We start from the raw sequence: 18538 nt of genomic DNA, 5'->3' as shown, positions 1-18538 counted from the left end.
CGCCGCCGGGCCGCCCCGTACCCGGTGAGCAGAGCCGAAAAGGCCAGGGCGTCCGAAGACACCGGACATGGCCAGCCAGGGCGTCCGAAGACACCGGACATGGCCGAAGGAGCGGGAGACGTCTGAAAGAGCGGGACACGTCCGAAGGGGCGGGGGCCGGAGAGCCCGCAGGGTCCGCCGTACCCGGGTCAGCCCGCCGTGCCGAGAATCCGGCCGAGCACCCCGTCGAGCAGGGCGGCGGGGTCGCCGGTCCCCGCCTCCGCCCTCCAGGCCACGTAACCGTCGGGGCGGACGAGCGCCGCGCCGTCACCGTCGAGGCCGTAGCGGGTCTCCCAGACGCCGTCGACGTCGACCAGCTCGACGCCGGAGGAGGCGGGGCCGACGCGGTAGGCCCGCAGCGGGACCCCGGTCCGGGCCGCGACCCGGCCCGCCGCGTCCGCCCACGCGCCGCCGCCGGGCCCCGTGAGCAGCACGAAGGCGTCGTGGAAGAGGTCGTGCACGGAGATCGGCGCGCCCTCCGCCTCCAGACGGAGATGCGGCGCGCGGACGCCCGCGACGGCCCGCTGCTCCAGTTTGTCGCCGTAGACGGTCTCGTGCTCCGCGCCGGCAACCGCCGCGGACCGATAGCGCTGACCGAGCGTGCACAGCACGTCGTCCACGTCGTCCACGTCCTCCTCGTCCGGGCCGCCGCCGAAGCGGGCCCGCTGCCGCCGTACGGTGATGTCCGCCAGCGCCCTGGCGACGGGTCCGCGCTCCGCCTCGTAGGAGTCGAGCAGACCGTCGGCCGCCCAGCCCCCGACCACGCCCGCGAGCTTCCAGGCCAGGTTGTGGGCGTCCTGCACGGCCGCGTTCGCCCCCATCGCCCCCGCGGGCGGCCACACGTGCGCGCTGTCCCCGACGAGGAAGACCCGGCCTTCGCGGAAGCGCTCGGCGACGCCGACCGCCTCCTCCCAGCTCGCGACGTCCAGGATCTCGACCGCGACGTCCCTGCCGACGACCGCCCTCGCCAGCCTGGCGCAGCGCTCGGGGGTGAAGTCGGCCGCCGACTCCTTCCCGGGGTCGTAGGTGACGCTGATCGCCCACTGGTTCGGGACGGCCGTGGTGAGGAACGAGCCGAGGCCGATCTCGGGGTTGACGACGATCCAGAACAGCGCCCGTCTCCTCACGACCTCCGAGAGGTCGGCCTCGACGACGAAGGTCACCCAGTGCTGGGTGACCCCGGGTCCGAGACGGGCGACGCCCAGCCGCCGCCTGATCGCGCCGCGGAAGCCGTCGGCCGCGACGAGATAGCCGGAGCGGACGGTGCGCCGCCGCCCCTCCCGGTCCTCGGTCACCGCCGTGACACCGTCCGCGTCCGCCTCGACCGAGACACACCGGACGCCGAAGCGGATGTCGGCGCCGTTCGCGCGCGCGGCGTCGATCAGGACGGGCTCGACGCTGCGCTGGTCCGCCATGCCGAACTCGCAGGCGGTCAGCTCGGGCAGCGCACCACGCGTGTCGTCCTCCAGGATCCAGTGCCACTCGTCCGCCAGACTCCGGCAGCGCACCACGCCCGCCTCCCCGTCGAAGGGCCGGCCCGCCTCCCTGATGCGCGCCGCGACGCCGAGCGGGCGGTAGATCTCCATGGTCCGCTGGTTGATCCCGCGTGCCCGGCCCTGGATCGACACGTCCGGATGGCGGTCGACCAGCACGGAACGCACACCGTGGTGCGACAGGAAGAGCGAGGACGCGAGGCCCGCGTATCCGCCGCCGACGATGAGGACCGGCACGGTTTCGTCGTACGCCGCCACTGCGCCCCTCCTTCTCCGGTGCCCGCCCGGTTCGCCGGCCGGTCACCGGCGTTGAGCTCCGGTTTCCCCACGCGAGGCTGCCACGGCCGACTCGAGCCTCACTGGGGCTGCCCCGGCCGACCGCCGATCGAGCCGCCCCCCAGCGCTCCGGTGCATCCTGCGGCACGACAGCGGACGCCAAAGGAGGACGCGATGCCGTTCGTAGCGATCACCTACGACATAGAGAGCGGTTACGAGGACGAGGTCGCCGAGGTCTTCTCCGACTTCCAGCGGCCGAAGTCGGCGGTGGTGCCGGACGCGGACGGCCGGCAGGCAGGGCGGATCCTGGCCACCGCGGTGTTCGTCAGGGACAGCCTGCTGGTGCGGTTCATCGAGTTCGAGGGCGACCTGGACGCCGTGGCACGGCACATGGCGGCCCAGCCGGGCGTCCAGGAGGTGGAGCGCAGGCTCAAGCCGTACCTGCGCTCCCCCCGCGACACCGACACCGTCGAGGGCTTCGTCCGGACGTTCAACAACGGCATGCTGCGCTGTGTCACCCAGCTGTCCGTCCCCAGGTCCGCCGGTTAAGGCGCTGAAGCAATCCGTTCCGGGTCCGGTCCATGGTCGATCGCCGTAGCTGAAGCCCCCATGCAGAAAGGAGCTCAGGGCTGAGGTGGAAAAACCCCGACTAGAAAAGGCCTTTCCCACCCGTGAGGCGCCGACTTCGGTGAGCCGCCTGTTGCCCGCCCTCTGATCGTTGCCCAGAGCCCCCCTGGAATCCTTGTCGCCTCCCCGAGAAGTATCGCCCTGCCCGAGAAGCATCATCCCGCCTTGGAAATGTCACTCTGCCCGAGAGGTCGAGAAATATCGTCCTGCCTTATAGCTCCTAACAGAATGATCTCCGTTGTGGTTTGATCTCTCGCTGTAACGACAGCGGGAGAGGTGAGCGGGTTGGCGCGGCTGAAGCCGTGGGAGGTCGGCGACGAGCTGTGGGCGATCATCGAGCCCCTGCTGCCCAAACATCAGCGGCGAGCCCGCTGGCCAGGGCGAAAGCGCCTGGATGACCGTCTGGCCCTGCAGGGTGTGCTGTTCGTGCTGCACACCGGGATCTCCTGGGAACACCTGCCGCAGGAACTCGGGTACGGCTCGGGCATGACGTGCTGGCGGCGGCTGAACGAGTGGCACAAGGCCGGTGTCTGGCAGCGCCTGCACGAGGTGCTCCTGGCCCGGCTGCGCGCGGCAGGAGCGATCGACCTCTCCCGGGCTTCGGTGGACTCCTCCCACGTCAGAGCCCTAAAAAGGGGGGCGCAGACCGGCCCGTCGCCGGTCGATCGGGGACGATCCGGCAGCAAACACCAGCTGATCAGCGACGCCACCGGCATCCCGCTGGCGGCAATTGTGACTGGCGGCAACCGCGGGCGACGTCACCCAGCTGATGTCGCTTCTGGAGGCCGTCCCGCCGGTGCGCGGCAAGCGCGGCCGGCCGCGTCGGCGCCCCGATGTCGTCCTCGCCGACCGCGGCTACGACCACGACAAGTACCGCAAGCAGGTCCGCGGCTTGGGCATTCGCCCGCTGATCGCCCGACGCGGCACCGAGCACGGCTCCGGCCTGGGCAAACACCGCTGGGTCGTCGAGCAGGCCTTTGCCTTGTTGCACCACTTCCGTCGACTGCGTATCCGCTGGGAGGTGCGCGCCGACATCCACGAAGCCTTCCTCAGCCTCGGCTGCGCCTTGATCTGCCGGCGCCGCCTCAGCTCATTGCGTTAGCGGTTCCAATGGGCCCACTTCGAGAGGGAGATCAGCAAGCTCACCTTGTCCCCTCCGGGGCTGAGCGCGCCGATCGAGATCATCCCATCCCTTGAGTAGTCCTGCCGCTGTTCGACGAGGGTGAACATCGTCCACCGCCACCGGGTGGCGATCCTGCCGATCCGGTGCGCGGACGCCTGGGCGGGGGCGCGGACGAGTCCCGCGACCGACTGCCACGCCTTCATCCTGGCGTACCCGCCACGGAAGCCTCGGACATGGCGGACATCGCAGCAGGCGTTGTAGAACAGCTCGGCGAACGCCTCCTTCAGGGTGGCCGGATGTCCCTTCAGCCTGATCTCCCTCCCGCACCAGCCCGGCAGCAGCGCGTTCACGGCCGGTGACCTCATCTCCCCGGGTTCGAAACGCCGGGGAAGCTCGATGGTCATCGCCAGGTACGGCGGGCCCCAGTGCTCCACCGCGGCGGCGATGAGTCGCTCCTGCCCCGGAGTGCTCACGCGCCGGGGCTCGCCGTGCCCAAAGCCCCCGCGCGAGGAGCGCGCATCCCATCCGGGGAGGGGGAACGTCGTTTTCTTCTCGATCTCCGTTTCCTCCCTGAGGTAGTAGTGGGAATGGTGGGGCTCCCAGCCGCGGACGGAGCACGAATGCCTGTTCAGCCTGTTTCCCTCCCCCCGGGAGAGTCGCAGGGGCAGCCTGGCCAGGGGGTGGCCCTGCTTTCGCAGGGCGGCCGCGCAGCGCAGCGCCGCCGGTACGCGAGTCAGGTCGGCACCGAGCAACACCAGTTCCTGTGTCAGGCAGGCGATCAGCTCCGCCCATACGCCGGGCTTGGCGGGTACGCGCTCGAAGAGGGGCAGCAGGCCCAGCACCGGCTCCCACTCCTCGAGCATCAACTTGTCCAGTACCGGCTCCCACTCGTCGTACAGCGGGTTCCTCGAATCGAAGGGCCTTTCCCGAACGGCCAGCAACGCGGCCAGATCACGGATCTTGTAGGGATGCCGGTCCGCGGCGTAGTAGGCGGACACCAGCGCAGCCAGCGGCCTGACGTCGCGGGGGTCGCGGGACAGGGCCAGCGTGCGCAGCCCGCGCCGGAACTCGTCCGAGACCGCGAAGGCCTCCGGCGTCATGATCATGAAGGCTCCCATGGTGGCGGATGAGGAACCGGCCGTTCTCCGTCCCCCGCCCGGCGTCGTCCGGCCGGGGAGCGGAGGCGGGGCCGCTGTCGCGGCCCTCGCGTGAGATGACGAACATGTCGGCGTTCCCAGCATCGCGCGGGCCGGCCCCTCCACCAATAGGTGAACGATCTTGCGTATCGGTTGCGGGCGGCTGGGAGCCAGGCGGGCGGGTTCGGGCCGCTGGGGTTCTCGAACGTGACGCTGCGTAATTGAATACGTCATCGCCTTGTGCAGCTCTACGGATCCCGCCGATCGCTCTCACCGGCCACAATCAGGCACCTACAGTTGTCGGGCCACGCCTACGTAGCCGTACGATCACCCGATCAAGGACCGCGATGTCGATACACGAGAGTCTGGCAATCCTTCACCGCGCCGCCGAAGCCGGAACGGTCATCATCACGGCGTCGGAGCCCGCCTCCGCCGAAGCCGTCCGCGACCGCGAGACAGGGCTGAAGCCCCATTTCGGAACCGTCGACTGGACGGCTCCGCCCGGCTACCGGGCTTTCCTCGCCGAGCACAACACCTTTGCCTGTAAGCGCTGGGACGTCTCATCCAACGGGTACATCGAGTTCGTCGTCGTCGGCGACGATGCCATCGTTGAGCTGAACTCCGATCTCGTGCACATGCCCGAGCATGTGGACCGCGGCGACGGCCGGTGGCTGTCCACCAACCACCTGGTCGGCTTCGCCCTCGCCGACGCGGACAACGAGGCGGTCTGGTGCTTCGATGTCACCCAGCCGGACGCAGACGGCGAATATCCGGTCTACTACCACCACTACGACGATCAGGAAGGGCACGCACGCTACGTTGAGGGCGGGGACTGGGAGGACCTGGCCAACTCCACCCCGGACTTCCCCACGTTCGCTGCCTGGCTGGACGCGATGACCAACGCGTTCACCGCGCCTGAGCCACCGAGCTGGTTCGAGCAGCTGGGCTCTCCGGGCTTCTACCCGGGGCTGTAGGAGACTGTACGGGTAGGGGTGCGATCATGGTCGGCGATTCGGGCGTCCGTCCCAGCGGTGAGTCGTCCATGCCTGACGGATCAGACTGCGCACGGTGATGATCGTGTCGGCGAGGTCGAAGAATGCGTCGACGACGGTGGCGTGCCGCTCGTAGCAGCGGGCGATCCGGCAGAAGGCGTTCTGCCAGGCGTGGGTGCGTTCGACGTGCCACCTCCAGCTTGCCTGGACGGGCGCCTTCTCGCCCTTGTGTGCGATGCGGCCGTGCAGGCCGCGTTCGTCGAGGAGGGCGCGGGTCTTGTCGGAGTCGTAGCAGACGTCCAGGTGCACGGTGACGTCGTCGGGCAGCGGTCCCAGGTCGTCCAGGCGGTCCAGGGCCGGGGCGAGCAGCGGAGAGTCGTGACGGTTTGTCGAAGACGATCCGGTCGGTGATGCGTGGGCGGTGGCAGCCCAGCGGATGAGTCGCCGCGTAGGTCGGCCGCTCGGACAACAGAGCGGCGAATCGGCCCCCGAGTGGTTCGGTCAGCCATGACGGAAGCACAGGCACAGGTCTCCCCGGTGGTCACAGAGCGTCACAACTCCATGATCGCCAGGACCTGTGCCTGTCTTACTGCCGGGGTAGCACCAGCACGCCTGTCTGCGCGACCTCTTAGGAATGTCGCTCTGTCTGAGAAATATCGCTTTGTTCGAGGATCGTCGCCTCAGGCGAGCAGGGCCGCCCAAGGATTTCGGAGTGCTCTGGGCAACAATCATGGGGTGGGCAACGGGAGGCCCACCGTGGATGAAACCCCTGCGGATTGCTTCAGCCGCCCAGGGATGAATGGGCGGCCGGAAAGGAAGCGACTACGGTCCGCGCGTCGTACGGCGGGGCAGCCGTGCGTGGAGGGGGGCGGGTGGTCCGGCCGGCGTATAAAAGGACCGCAACCACCGACGCCCGCCAGGCCGGAGGCCTGATCTCACCAGAGCTCAGCTGAGACGGCCGGCCGGACCACCCGCCCCCCTCCACGCGAACAAAAGAACCAAAAGAACCAAAAGAACCAAACCAGCCCAGAGACCCCACCGAAGCCTCGCCGTCAGCCTCGCCGGAACCGGGCCACGGCCAGACAGAAGAACACGACCATGATGACGACGGCCCACACCAGAGAGCCCGTGACGTAGTACGCGGCGTCGTGGCCGAGGAAACGCCGTGCGTGGTCGCCGAGGGTGAGAGCCCGTACGGCGTTGGCCATCCACGTGACCGGCTGGTTGTCCGCGAACGCGCGCAGCCAGTCCGGCATGGTCTCGACGGGCACGTACGCGCTCGACCCGAAGGTCAGCGGGAAGACGAGCATCGCCATCCCCTGCGCCGCCTGGCCGTTTCCGGCGAGCAGGCCGAGTGTGATGAAGACCCAGCTGAAGGCGAGCCCGAACACCAGGCACAGCCCGAAGGCCGCCAGCGCCTGCGGGACCGAGCCGTGCGGCCGGAAACCGATGGCGAACCCGGTCAGTGTGGCGATCGCCAGACTCCACGCGAGCACCACGCCGTCGGCGAGCACCCGCCCGGCCAGCACCGCCGCGGACGGGAACGGCAGCGAGCGCAGGCGGTCGACGAACCCCCTCTGGAGGTCCTCGGCCATCACCACGGCCGTGCCGATGAGCGTGAAGGGCACCCCGGCGGCGACGAAGCCGGGAACGGCGAAGTCGACGTACGACAGGCCTCCCCGGGTGTCGAACGCGCCGCCGAAGACGTAGCGGAAGGTCATCAGGAAGCCCACGAGCTGCACGGTGCCGAGGACGACGAGCTGGGGCGTCCGCAGGAAGGTCAGCACGGCTCGCCTGGCGACGAGCATCGTGGCGATCGGCAGGGTGGCCCCGCGCGAGGCCCCGGCAGCGGTCATGGTCGCCTTCCGTCCCGTTCTCACCGCGTCACCCCGGTGGACGCGCCCGCCGCCGTGACCGGCGTCTCCCCTCCGGTCAGCGCGAGGAACACCTCTTCGAGCGTGGGCTGCCGCACGCCGATCTCGAGCGGTTCCGCCCCCGCGTCCTCGACGGCCCGCAGTCCGGCGGCCAGGCCTCTCGCGGCCGTCTCCTCGACCGTGCCCACGCTGACGCGACGGGTGGCCTCGTCGACCCGCGGTTCCGCGTGGCCGAGCCCGGCGAGGGCGGAGGCGATCCTCGCCAGGTCGGCGCGGTCCCGCGCGCGCACCTCCAGCACGCTGCCGCCGACCCGCCGTTTCAGTTCGGCGGGAGGCCCGGAGGCCACCGCGCGTCCGCGGTCGACGATGACGACGTGGCCGGCCAGGCGCTCCGCCTCGTCCAGGTACTGGGTGGTGAGCAGCACGTCGGTCCCCTGGTCGACGAGCCCGTCGATCGCGTCCCACAGTTCGACGCGGGAGCGCGGGTCGAGCCCGGTCGTCGGCTCGTCCAGCAGCAGCAGGCGGGGCCTGCTCACCAGGCTGGCGCCCAGGTCCAGTTTGCGGCGCATCCCTCCGGAATAGGTCCGTGCCAGCCGGTCGGCGTCCGCCGTGAGGCCGAAGCGCTCGAGGACGTCGGCGGCGCCGGCGCGGGCGGTGCGGGCCCGCTGGCCGTACAGCCGCGCCACCATCTCCAGGTTCTCCCGCCCGGTCATGGCGGGTTCGACCGAGGCGAACTGGCCCGCGAGCCCGATAGCGCGACGGACCGCCTCGGGCCGACGCCGCACGTCGAGGCCCGCGACCCGCAGCACACCGCCGTCGAGGCGCAACAGCGTCGCCACCGCCCTGACGAACGTCGTCTTCCCCGCCCCGTTCGGCCCCAGGACCGCGACCACCCGTCCCGGTTCGACCGTGAGATCGAGCCCGGCCAGAGCCGCCTTCCCGCCGAAACGTTTGACCAGTCCACACGCCTCGATCGTGAGCTCCGCCATGGCTTCACCTCGAACGTCGTCGCGGCATCGGACGTCATTGTGTCCGCCCGGCCTTGAATTGTGTCCGCCCCGCCTTGAGCGGCGCTGGAGGCTGCCACAAGCGCCAGGTGCTGCCATGGGCGGATGCGCGTACTATTCACCACCTGGGCGTGGCCGTCACATCTGTATGCGATGGTTCCCCTCGCCTGGGCGTGCCGGGCCGGCGGACACGACGTGCTGGTCGCGAGCCAGCCCGAACTCACGGAAACGATCCTGCGCACCGGCCTGCCCGCCGCGCCGGTGGGCCGCGACGTGGACGCGGTCGCGACCTTCAGGGACATCGCACTGCCCGGGGACATCGCACCGCCCGGGGACATCGCACCGCCCGGGGACATCGCACCGCCCGGGGACATCGCACCGCCCGGGGACATCGCACCGCCCGGGGACGTCGCACCGCCTCCGCCCGGGCGACGGCGGAGCGGCGAGCCTGGGGGAACGCTTGGCGGCGGGGCGAACGGAGGACCGGGCGGAACGCCTGCCGGAGGACCGGGCGGAACGCCTGCCGGAGGACCGGGCGGAGGCGGGCCTCGCGTCCTCGGGCTGTTGACCGCCCTGGCCGACGCCATGGTCGACGATCTCGTCGAGCTCGGCCGGAGATGGCGGGCGGACCTCGTCGTGTTCGAGCCCACGGCCTTCGCCGGGCCGCTGGCGGCGGCCGTGCTGGGCGTTCCCGCCGTACGGCACCTGTACGGCACCGACCTCATGAGCGTCGTCGGCCGGTTCCTCCCGGCAGCGCTGGACCCGCTGCGCGAGAGACTGGGCCTGCGGGCCGTCGACCCGTTCGGCGTGGCCACCGTCGACCCGTGCCCCGCCGGGCTGCAGGTGCCCGTCGGCTCCCGGCGGCTGCCGATGCGGTACGTCCCGCACAACGGCCCCGGCACGCTGCCGCCGGAGCTCCCACGCCCCTCGGGCCGTCCGCGCGTGTGCGTCACCTGGGGCACGACCATGAGCCGCGTGGACCCCGGGCTGTTCCTCGCCGGTCAGGTGGCACGGGCGATCGGCGACCTCGAGGTGGACGTGGTGGTCGCGGTCACACCGGGTCAGCGGGAGCTGCTCGGCCCGCTGCCGCCCCGGGCGCACGTCGTGGAGTCCGCGCCGCTCCACCTGCTGCTGCCCTCGTGCGACCTCGTGGTCGCCCACGGTGGCGCGGGCACGCTGCTGACCGCGCTGGCCCACGGCCTGCCGCAGCTTCTCCTGCCGCGGCTGCCCGACCACGTGCGTCACGCGGGCAGGCTCGCCGAGGCGGGCGCGGGCGTCGTGCTCCCGGCGTCGGCCTCGTCACCGGAGACGATCAGGGACGGGTTGTCCGAACTGCTGGCCGTCCCCGGCTACCGGACCGCCGCGGAACGGCTGCGGCGGGAGATGCACGGCCAGCCCTCACCCGAGGAGGTCGGGCGCGAGCTCGAACGCGTCGCGACGGGCGCCGCCGTCCGGTCATGACCGCGAAGGACCGCGAAGGACCGCGAAGGGCTGTGAAGAGCTGCGAAGGACCGCGAAGGGCTGCCGGGGCCACGGCTGTCGAGCCGTCCACGAGCCGCTCTCAACCTGCGGGTGCGACTCTCCGAGAGTCCTGCCGGATCCGGGTCTGTCGGCCGGGCGCGGGCGCCGCGCCGAGCGGCATGGCCCGGCGTCGTGGGGGCGGCCCCGCGAGGGTCCGCCCCGCAGGGAACCTCGGCGGGACACGCAGGACGCACATGGCCCCGCCAGGACCCGGCAGGACCCGGCAGGACCCGGCGTGGCAGCGGAGACGGACTTTTCATCCTTGAGAGGCAAGACGGGAGCAAACTATATGAATTCCTCCCCTAAGTTCGAACACGAATCCTTCGCCCAGCGGCACCGCGGCGGGATGCTGCTCGAGAGGCACGGCCTCGACCTCTACCCCCATCCCTTCCTGGGGTTCACCCTCGCCCCCGGGCACCGTTCAGCCGTGCTCAACACCGACGACGAGGGCTTCCGCCTCTCCGACTCGCCGTTCGGCACGGTTGACAGCGCCACCTGGCTCTCCTCGGGCGGAGGAGGGATCGTGCTCGGCAACTCGGTGGCGATCGGCCTCGCGGCGAGCTCGGACAGCGCGACCCCGGCCTCCCACCTGGCTTTCCTCACCGGAACCCGGCAGCTCAACCTGGGTCTCTGCGCGGCGGTCTCCCTTCAGGAGGTGGTGGCCGCGCTGCCGTTCCTGCACGCCGCGTCCACGGTGGTGATCATCGGCGGGGGGCCGGACTTCGTCAACCTGGTGGGCTCCCTGACCCCGGACAGCGTGTTCGGCGCCGTGTCCTACGAGCGCACGTTCGCGGAGCTGACGCGGCTGCCGCTGTTCGACCTCGCGACGCTCGCGACGGGCAGGCCACTTGACGACCTCGACTCCCGCAGGCGCCCGCAGGGGAAACCCTCCCCGTGGACCATCGCGGACACCCTGCCCCGCATGGAGACCGCCGCCCGCAGACGACTGCGCGACCTGGCGTTCCTGTCCAGGGCCGCCGGTGACCGGACCCGGATCCTCTTCTGTCTCCAGCCGTTCGTGAGCTCCCGCACGCGCGCGCTCACCGTGCAGGAAAAGGAGCGCTACGACTTCGACGCCCCCGTTTTCGGCATCCTGCACAGCGCCATCGAGAACAACTGGGACTCCTACGCCGCCCTGCTGGCCAAAGGCTGCGCCGACCTGGGGGTGTCCTTCGTGAACCTGTCGGCCGACCTCTTCGTCGGCGACTCCTTCGCCGACACCGTGCACTTCACGGACGAGGGAAACCGGCAGGCCGCGCAGATGATCTACCAGGCTCTCGAGGAGGCCTCGGCGGCGGAGAGCGTGCCGGCCCCTCGCTGAGACGTGTCAGCCCCGGTGAAAGACGTGAAGAGCCCGGCGAAAGACGTAAAGAGAAGGAAGCGCGATGACCCAAGCGACAACGAACCAGTCCGAACGAGTCCGGCAGCTGCGCGACATCCTCGTCGACGTCCTCGAGATCGAACCGGACGAGCTCACCGAGACCAGCGACTTCGTGAACGACCACGGCGCCGACTCGCTGCTGGCCATCGACATCATCTCCAGCATCGAGCGGGACATGGGCGTCTGCATCCCCAGCGAGGCCCTGCCCGAGATGACCGATCTGAGCGCGGTCCTCGGCCTGGTGAACCGATACGCGCCCGAGGCGGGGACCGATGCCTGAAGGGGCGTCGCGTCGCGTGGTGGTGACCGGGCTGGGGGCGGTGAGCAGCCTCGGAACGGGTGCTCGCGCCTTCACCGAGGCCATCCGTGAGGGACGCAGCGGCGTGTCGCCCATCAGAAGCTTCGACGCGACCGGATTCCCCCACACCTTCGCGGGCGAGGTCCACGACTTCGAGCCAGGCCGGATTCTGCGCAGGCTCCGCACGGGACAGTGGGGCCGCAGCAGCCTCTTCGCCGCCTCGGCCGCGCGGCTGGCGGTGACGGACGCGGGCGTCGACCCCGGCCTGCTCTCGGCCGCGCGCGCCGGTTCCGCGATGGGAACCACCCTCGGCGAGTCCACGGTCGTCGAGGCGCTCACCGGCCAGTGGGTGCGCGAGGGCATGAAACAGCTCGACCCGGCACTGGTGCGTCAGGCTCCGGCCAGCCGGATCGCCGTCGCGGTCAACGCCGAGCTCGCGCTCACCGGCGAGGCCCACACGGTCGCGACAGCCTGCTCCGCGAGCAACTACACGCTGGGCTACGCCTACGACATGGTCAGGACCGGGGAGGCGGACTTCATGATCGGCGGTGGGGCCGACTCCGTCAACCGGTGGGAACACGCGGGCTTCTACCGGCTCGGGGCTCTGGCCGAGTCGGTGTGCAGGCCGTTCGACACCAGGCGCTCGGGAATCCTGACCGCGGAGGGCGGTGTGGCGCTGTTCCTCGAGCCACTCGAGAGCGCGGTGGCCCGCGGGGCCAGGATCTACGCCGAGATGCTCGGCTACGGCGTCAACTGCGACGCCAAGCACCCGGTCGCGCCGGACCCGACCAGCATCGCGGAGTGCATCCGGGCCGCGCACCACAACGCGGGCGTGCGCCCCGAGGACGTCGACTACATCTGCGCCCACGGCACGGGCACCCCGACCAACGACGCCACCGAGGTCAGCGCCGTGCGCGAGGTGTTCGGCGACCGCCTGCCACCGATCAGCTCGATAAAGTCCATGATCGGACACACCATGGGCGCCGCCAGCGGCTTCGGGGCGCTGATCTGCTGCATGGCGCTGTACGACGGGTTCCTGCCGCCCACGGCCAACGTGACGGAGATCGACCCCGCGCTGGGCCCCGGGGTGGACTGCGTCCCGGGCAGGGGGCGCCCGGCGTCGCCGCGGATCGCGCAGAACCACGGGTTCGCCTTCGGCGGCAACAACGCGATCACGATCCTGGGGAGGGCCGCGTGACGACGACCACGACTCTCGCCCCGCTCGTGATCACCGGTTGCGGGGTCGTCTCGCCCGCGGGCGTCGGCCTGGAGGCGCTCGCGGACATGGTGAACGGCACGGTGAACGGCACGGTGAACGGCACAGTGAACGGGATCGAGGGCGGCCACCAGCCGGGAGAGGCCGAGCTGGAGGCGATCGGCGGGGAGTTCCCGCCGGTCCCTTTGGCCGCGACACCGGACTTCAGGGCGGAGGAGCACCTGGAGGGCAAAGGGGTCCGCTCACTGGACCGGACCACGCGTCTCGCCCTGGTGGCGAGCGCCCTGGCCCTGTCGGGGCTCGGCACGCCGCTGGCGGACCGGGACCGCGCGCGGACCGGCGTGGTGATGGGGACCAGCACCGGCAGCGTCCGCAGTTCCAGCGAGTTCTCCCGCGAGACGCTCGTGCGGGAGAAACCGTACCTGGTGCGCGCCAATCACTTCCCGCCCTCGGTGATGAACTTCTGCGCGAGCCAGATCGCCATCAGGAACTCCCTTCGCGGCGTGAACGCGACGATCGCCGACGGCCGGATATCGGGCCTGGCCGCGGTCAGGTACGCCCGCAACGCGATCGCCCAGGGGCACGTCGACCGCGCGCTGGTCGGGGCCGTCGAGGAACTGTGCCCCCAGTCCGCGTGGGGGTGGTACCTGTCGGACGCGCTCGCACGGGACGCTGCCGTCGGCGAGGGGGCCGCCGTGTTCGTCGTCGAGACGCCTGAGGGGGCCGCCGCGTCGGGCCGGACGCCGCTGGCCGAGCTGCTCGCCTGCGAGGTCGGCACCATGGGCATGTCCGGGCTGCGCCGCGGCATGGCCGTGTGCGTCGGGCGCGCCCTGGAACGCAGCGGCGTGTCCGCCGAGTCGATCACCACGGTCTCGCTGGGCGCGACCGGATTGCGGGGCCTGCGGGCGGCCGAGGAGGACGGCGTCCGCGCCGCCCTCGGCGGCCTGCCGCCCCACCGGATCAGGACGGCCGACGTCATGGGCGAGAGCTTCAGCGCCAGCGGCTCCCTGCAGATCGCCGCCCTGCTCGCGGCGTGGCGGCCCCGCGACGGCGCGGTGGGCCCCGTGGCGCTGGTGACCTCCGTGGGGGATGACGGCAACGTCGGCTGCCTGGTGGTGCGCCGCGCCGCCTCCTGACGCCCCGACGACACCCCGCTGATGCCCGGGCACGACACCGCGGACCCCTCTCGCCCGCGTCACCGGAGACGACCTCCCGCGGACGACCGTCCTTCCGCGCGGCGCGTGGAACGACCTCCCGCCACGGGCCGCCCCCGCGCGCGGCGTGTGCCTCCGGACGCCGGAACCCGCCCGCCGTCACGCGGCGTGTCCGCCCGCGCCCTCTCTTCTCCGCTCTCACCGGGGAGCCGGCTTCGCCTCCGGCACGCCGCTCCCGCCGGTTCCCGCGCGACGGCTCATCCGGCGGCCCTCTGCCGAGGGCCGCGTCCCGCCGTCCGGCTCCCCTGGGAGGACACCGCGGTGAGGGCGTCCGGAGCGCCGGACGGCCGGGGGAATCGGTCATGCGCCCGCGTGAGGGAAGACCGGCGGCAGAGTCGTTGACTCGATATTTTACTTGCTGTTATATGCAAGATATATCGCGATGGGCGAGTGCTTGCCGATCTCCGATCGGGGCGGACGGTCATCGCGAGTTCACGTTGCCCACCGGCCCCCGCTCGTCACGGCGGCGCCCGGGAGGTCCGGGCGCGGGCAGCGGGTCCCGGAGAGCAGCACCGAGCCGACCCCGCTCACAGCCGCATCAGCCGCAGCAGCAAGGAAGGTGCTCAAGTGTCCGAACAAGCGTTGCACGTTGTGATCATCGGAGCGGGCCTCGGCGGCGCGTGCCTGGCGCACGGGCTGAAGAAGGCCGGCATCAGCGTGGCCGTGTACGAACGGGAGGCAGCCAGGCACGACGGCTTGTTCGGCTTCCGGGTCGTGATCGCCCCGGACGGCAGCCGGGCGTTGCGCGACGCCCTCCCCCCCGACCTCTACGAGACCTTCGTCGCGACGTGCGCCGAGTCGCCACGGCACCTGACGGTCTACTCCGAGGGACTCGAGGAGTTGTTCACCACCGGTCTTCCGGAGGCGGACCGACAGGACGCGCGGGCCGTTCCCGGCATGAGGTACGCCAGCCTCATGACCCTGCGCCAGTTGCTGCTCACCGGGATCGAGGACACCGTGCGGTTCGGCAAGGAGTTTCTCCGCTACGAGCGGCGGCCCGACGGCCGGATAACCGTCTTCTTCGCCGACGGCACCTCCACGGTCGGTGACGTCCTGGTCGGCGCCGACGGCTCGCACTCCCGGGTACGGCACCAGCGCCGCCCCAGGGACGGCGTCCAGGACTGTGGCTTCGTCGCGGCGTACGGGCAGGTCGACCTCATCGAGGCGGCCCGGCTGCTGCCCTGGGAGATGCTCCGTGGGATATCGGTGGTGCACAGCCTCCAGGGGCCCTCCCTCGTCACCCAGCCCATGGAGTTCCGGTGGGACTGCGAGGGGGAGCTGAAGACCCACGTCGGCGGCGTCGACGCGGCCCTCATCAAAACCTGGCCCGGGCTGCGCTACGACAACACCAGGGATCACCTCATGTGGGGGCTCATGAGCTCCTCGCGCCTGTTCCCCGCCGAACCCGAGGGACTCGGCGGAAGCCGTCTCATCGACGTCGTCGCCGACATGACCAGACGGTGGTCCCCCGCCCTGCACACGCTCGTCAAGCTGACCGATCCGGCCACGGCGGTGGCGACGCGCGCCGTCGTCTCGCGCCCCGTCGACTCCCAGGAGACGACGAAGGTGACCCTGCTCGGCGACGCGGGCCACGTCAGGGTCCCCGACCCGGGCACGGGGGCGAACGCGACGCTCCGCGCCGCCGGACTGCTGTGCCGCCTGCTGTCCAGGGCCGTGGCGGACCGTCGGCCGGTCGTCGCCGCGATCCGCGACTACGAGGCACAGGCGCTCGGCTCCGGCTTCGACTTCCTGGCGTACTGGAAGTGCCTCAACCGCCAGGCCCGCCTGAACAAGCCGTTCATCGGCCCGGTGCTCGCGGCGGGCAGCCGTACCCGCCTGCGGGTCGCCAACCAGACCCCGAAGCTGAAGAGGCGCGTGGCCGGGGAGTTCAACTGGCTCCAGGGCGGCGGCCCCGCCGGATCCCCCCGGGTCTGGTGACCCAGCGGCCCGCGAGGCGTCCTCGAGCGGGCCGAGAGCGCGCGACGCCGCCCCGGGGCGGCTCCCGCCGGGGACGCGGCCTCCCGCCAGGACCGCGGGGGGCCGTGCGCGGCGTGACGGCGGACGGGCCCCGATGACGTGCGGGGGACGCGCGGGAAGGTACAGCCGTCTTCCAGTGGTCGTTGAGCCGATCATGTGAACCTGCCGGAGTGAGCGTCCGAACAATGGCTTCCGGAACGGCCGAGTGGGTCAGCTGTTCCCGGTGCCGAGAACTGACGTACGGCAGGCGCTTCGAGCGCGACCTGCGAGTCTGCCCCGGGTGCGGTGCGCACAGCCCGCTCACCGCCCGGCAACGTGTCGAGCAGTTGCTGGACGCCGACTCGGTCAGGCCGCTCGAGCGGCCGGCCGTCCTGGAGGACCCACTCGGTTTCACGGACTCCCTCCCCTACCCGGAACGGCTGCGCCGGGCGCGCGAGCGGACGGGGAGCGAGGAGGCGGTCACCTGTGTCACGGGCACACTGATGGGACATCCCGTCGTGGCGGCGGTCATGGACTTCCGCTTCATGGGCGGCAGCCTCGGCGTCGGGGTCGGCGAGGCCGTGACGAGGGCCGCGGAGACCGCGCTGCGGACGCGCGCCCCCCTCGTCGTCGTCACCGCCTCCGGCGGCGCGCGCATGCAGGAGGGCGCCCTGGCGCTGATGCAGATGGCGAAGACCAGCCAGGCGCTCGCGGAGCTGGACGAGGCGGGGATCCTCACCGTCTCGCTGCTCACCGACCCCACCTACGGCGGCGTCGCCGCCTCCTTCGCGACACTGGGCGACGTCATCCTGGCGGAGCCGGGGGCTCGCATCGGGTTCGCGGGGCCGAGGGTGATCGAGCAGACGATCAGGCACGAGCTCCCCGAGGGCTTCCAGACGGCCGAGTTCCTGCTGGCCAGAGGGCTCGTGGACGCGGTGGTGCCGCGAGTCGCGCTCAGGCCCGTGCTCGCCTCTCTTCTCGACGTCCAGGCGCCCGCGCCCGCCGCCTCGAAACCCGCGGTCTCCGCGCCCGCGACGCGGACGCGCCTGGTCCGGGATCCCGGCGAGCTGCCGGAACGGGACCCGGAGGAGGTGGTGCGGACCGCCCGTCACCAGGAGCGGCCGACCACCCTCGACTACGTGAACCAGCTGCTGGACACCTTCCAGGAACTGAGGGGCGACCGGCTCAGCGGCGACTGTCCCGCGATCGTGGGCGGTGTCGGGCGCTTCGACGGCCGGGCGGTCGTCGTCATCGGGCACCAGAAGGGCCACGACACCCCGGAACGGGTCCAGCGCAACTTCGGCATGGCGCTGCCGGAGGGCTACCGCAAGGCCGCGCGGCTGATGCGGCTGGCGGCCAAGCTGGGCCTGCCGGTCGTCACCCTGGTCGACACGCCCGGCGCGCACCCCGGCGTCGGAGCGGAGGAGCGGGGCCAGGCGTGGGCGATCGCGGAGAGCATCCGGCTCATGTCCGGGCTTCCCGTCCCGATCGTGACGGTGATAACGGGCGAGGGCGGCAGCGGCGGGGCGCTCGCCCTCGCGGTGGCGGACCGGGTCCTGGCCTGCGCGGGCGCGATGTACTCGGTGATCAGCCCGGAGGGGTGCGCGGCCATCCTCTGGAAGGACGGTTCCGCGGCGCCGAGGGCGGCGGCGGCGCTCCAGGTCGGCGCGCGCGACCTGCTCCGGCACGGGATCGTCGACGCCGTCGTGCCCGAACCCGAGGGCGGGGCGCACCGGGATCCCATGGCCGCCGCCGAGCTGTTGCGCGAGGCGCTGTCCGCGACCCTGCGCGAGGTCACCGCCCTCCCTCCTGACGACCTGGTGGCACAACGCCGACGACGGTTTCGGCGATACGGCGTCGAGATACCGAGGTACGCATGAAAGACGAGGACACCGTCACCGCGCCGAGCGGGATCGACGAGCTCTGCCGACAGGCCGCGGGTCTCATCGAGGCCGCGGGAGGACCGCTGAAGAGCGTGCGGTTGCGGGCGGGCGACCTAGCCGTCGAGGTCGAGTGGCCGGAGCCTGGCCGGGGGCCGGACGGGAAGGCCGCGTGGAACGGGCATGCCGTCGTCCAGCCCCTTCCCGCGCCCGCGACGCCCGACCCGCGTGAGGTCGTGCCGCCCGAGGACGACGGCACGTTCGTCGTCCACGCCCCCCTGGTCGGGACCTTCTACCGCGCCTCCTCCCCCGGCGCGCCGCCGTTCGCCGACGTCGGGGACGAGATCGTGGCAGGCCAGCAGCTGGCGATCGTCGAGGCGATGAAGCTGATGAACGCGGTCAAGATCGACCGTCCTGGCCGTGTCGTCGAGGTGCTCGTCTCCGACGGGTCGCCGGTGGAGTACGGCGAGCCGCTGTTCCTGCTCGCCCCGGTGTGAGCCGGGCC

Annotated in this window: 15 protein-coding genes and 1 pseudogene; 11 read left to right on the top strand and 5 right to left on the bottom strand. The window is 71.6% G+C overall.

The annotated features are described in order from the left end of the window. Window positions 1–188 precede the first annotated feature (188 nt). Window positions 189–1790, bottom strand: a complete 1602-nt coding sequence (locus PKF00_RS21630; RefSeq protein ID WP_271219401.1) for an FAD-dependent monooxygenase — start codon at window positions 1788–1790, stop codon at window positions 189–191. 192 nt (window positions 1791–1982) lie between these two features. Here PKF00_RS21630 and PKF00_RS21625 point away from each other — a divergent pair, with 192 nt between their 5' ends. Both PKF00_RS21625 and PKF00_RS21620 read left to right on the top strand, forming a co-directional pair. Beyond that, window positions 1983–2357, top strand: coding sequence for a SchA/CurD-like domain-containing protein (locus PKF00_RS21625; protein WP_271219400.1), 375 nt, complete (start codon window positions 1983–1985; stop codon window positions 2355–2357). A 363-nt stretch (window positions 2358–2720) separates the two neighbouring features. Beyond that, a protein-coding gene (locus tag PKF00_RS21620; RefSeq protein WP_425582186.1) for an IS5 family transposase occupies window positions 2721–3537 on the top strand; the annotation gives its coding sequence in 2 pieces (ribosomal slippage) (window positions 2721–3185 and window positions 3187–3537; 816 coding nt in all). On the opposite strand, the gene PKF00_RS21615 is transcribed toward PKF00_RS21620, so the two are convergent. Then, complete coding sequence (locus PKF00_RS21615; protein ID WP_271219399.1) at window positions 3534–4664, bottom strand: DUF6183 family protein; 1131 nt, start codon at window positions 4662–4664, stop codon at window positions 3534–3536. The genes PKF00_RS21620 and PKF00_RS21615 overlap by 4 nt on opposite strands. 377 nt (window positions 4665–5041) lie before the next feature. Here PKF00_RS21615 and PKF00_RS21610 point away from each other — a divergent pair, with 377 nt between their 5' ends. After that, the gene (locus PKF00_RS21610) at window positions 5042–5668 is read left to right on the top strand and encodes a hypothetical protein (protein ID WP_271219398.1); all 627 of its coding nucleotides are present in this window, start codon (window positions 5042–5044) and stop codon (window positions 5666–5668) included. Window positions 5669–5692: 24 nt separating this feature from the next. Here PKF00_RS21610 and PKF00_RS21605 read toward each other — a convergent pair. The 3 genes and pseudogenes from PKF00_RS21605 to PKF00_RS21595 form a co-directional block, all read right to left on the bottom strand. Further along, window positions 5693–6212: pseudogene (locus PKF00_RS21605) on the bottom strand (transposase family protein). A 526-nt stretch (window positions 6213–6738) separates the two neighbouring features. Continuing rightward, entirely contained in the window at window positions 6739–7542 is an 804-nt protein-coding gene (locus tag PKF00_RS21600; protein WP_271219397.1) for an ABC transporter permease, read from the bottom strand. Window positions 7543–7562: 20 nt separating this feature from the next. Next, window positions 7563–8549 (bottom strand): ATP-binding cassette domain-containing protein, encoded by a 987-nt coding sequence (locus tag PKF00_RS21595; protein WP_271219396.1) that lies wholly within the window; start codon window positions 8547–8549, stop codon window positions 7563–7565. Between the two features lie 123 nt (window positions 8550–8672). On the opposite strand from PKF00_RS21595, the gene PKF00_RS21590 reads away from it, so the two are divergent. The 8 genes from PKF00_RS21590 to PKF00_RS21555 all read left to right on the top strand — a co-directional run bounded on the left by PKF00_RS21590 (window position 8673) and on the right by PKF00_RS21555 (window position 18530). Beyond that, entirely contained in the window at window positions 8673–10028 is a 1356-nt protein-coding gene (locus PKF00_RS21590; protein ID WP_271219395.1) for a nucleotide disphospho-sugar-binding domain-containing protein, read from the top strand. 349 nt (window positions 10029–10377) lie between these two features. Beyond that, a complete protein-coding gene (locus PKF00_RS21585; protein ID WP_271219394.1) occupies window positions 10378–11409 on the top strand; it encodes an SGNH/GDSL hydrolase family protein in 1032 nt (343 codons plus the stop codon). A 64-nt stretch (window positions 11410–11473) separates the two neighbouring features. Continuing rightward, window positions 11474–11749, top strand: coding sequence for an acyl carrier protein (locus tag PKF00_RS21580; RefSeq protein ID WP_271219393.1), 276 nt, complete (start codon window positions 11474–11476; stop codon window positions 11747–11749). Continuing rightward, a complete protein-coding gene (locus PKF00_RS21575) occupies window positions 11742–12965 on the top strand; it encodes a beta-ketoacyl-[acyl-carrier-protein] synthase family protein (RefSeq protein ID WP_271219392.1) in 1224 nt (407 codons plus the stop codon). The genes PKF00_RS21580 and PKF00_RS21575 overlap by 8 nt, the downstream gene beginning before the upstream one ends. Further along, window positions 12962–14119 carry a beta-ketoacyl synthase N-terminal-like domain-containing protein gene (locus tag PKF00_RS21570; RefSeq protein WP_271219391.1) on the top strand — a complete coding sequence of 386 codons (1158 nt, stop codon included), beginning with the start codon at window positions 12962–12964 and terminating at the stop codon, window positions 14117–14119. The genes PKF00_RS21575 and PKF00_RS21570 overlap by 4 nt, the downstream gene beginning before the upstream one ends. Window positions 14120–14764: 645 nt before the next feature. Further along, window positions 14765–16135 carry an FAD-dependent monooxygenase gene (locus PKF00_RS21565; RefSeq protein WP_271219390.1) on the top strand — a complete coding sequence of 457 codons (1371 nt, stop codon included), beginning with the start codon at window positions 14765–14767 and terminating at the stop codon, window positions 16133–16135. 224 nt (window positions 16136–16359) lie between these two features. After that, complete coding sequence (locus PKF00_RS21560; protein WP_271219389.1) at window positions 16360–18033, top strand: acetyl-CoA carboxylase carboxyltransferase subunit alpha; 1674 nt, start codon at window positions 16360–16362, stop codon at window positions 18031–18033. After that, on the top strand, window positions 18030–18530 hold the full coding sequence (locus PKF00_RS21555; protein WP_271219388.1) for an acetyl-CoA carboxylase biotin carboxyl carrier protein: 501 nt from the start codon (window positions 18030–18032) through the stop codon (window positions 18528–18530). The genes PKF00_RS21560 and PKF00_RS21555 overlap by 4 nt, the downstream gene beginning before the upstream one ends. Window positions 18531–18538 lie beyond the last annotated feature (8 nt).

Source organism: Streptosporangium carneum, assembly GCF_027922005.1.
GTDB classification, from domain to species: domain Bacteria; phylum Actinomycetota; class Actinomycetes; order Streptosporangiales; family Streptosporangiaceae; genus Streptosporangium; species Streptosporangium carneum.
The sequence above is the reverse complement of the archived record's forward strand: the minus strand, read 5'-3'. Positions and strand labels throughout refer to the sequence as shown.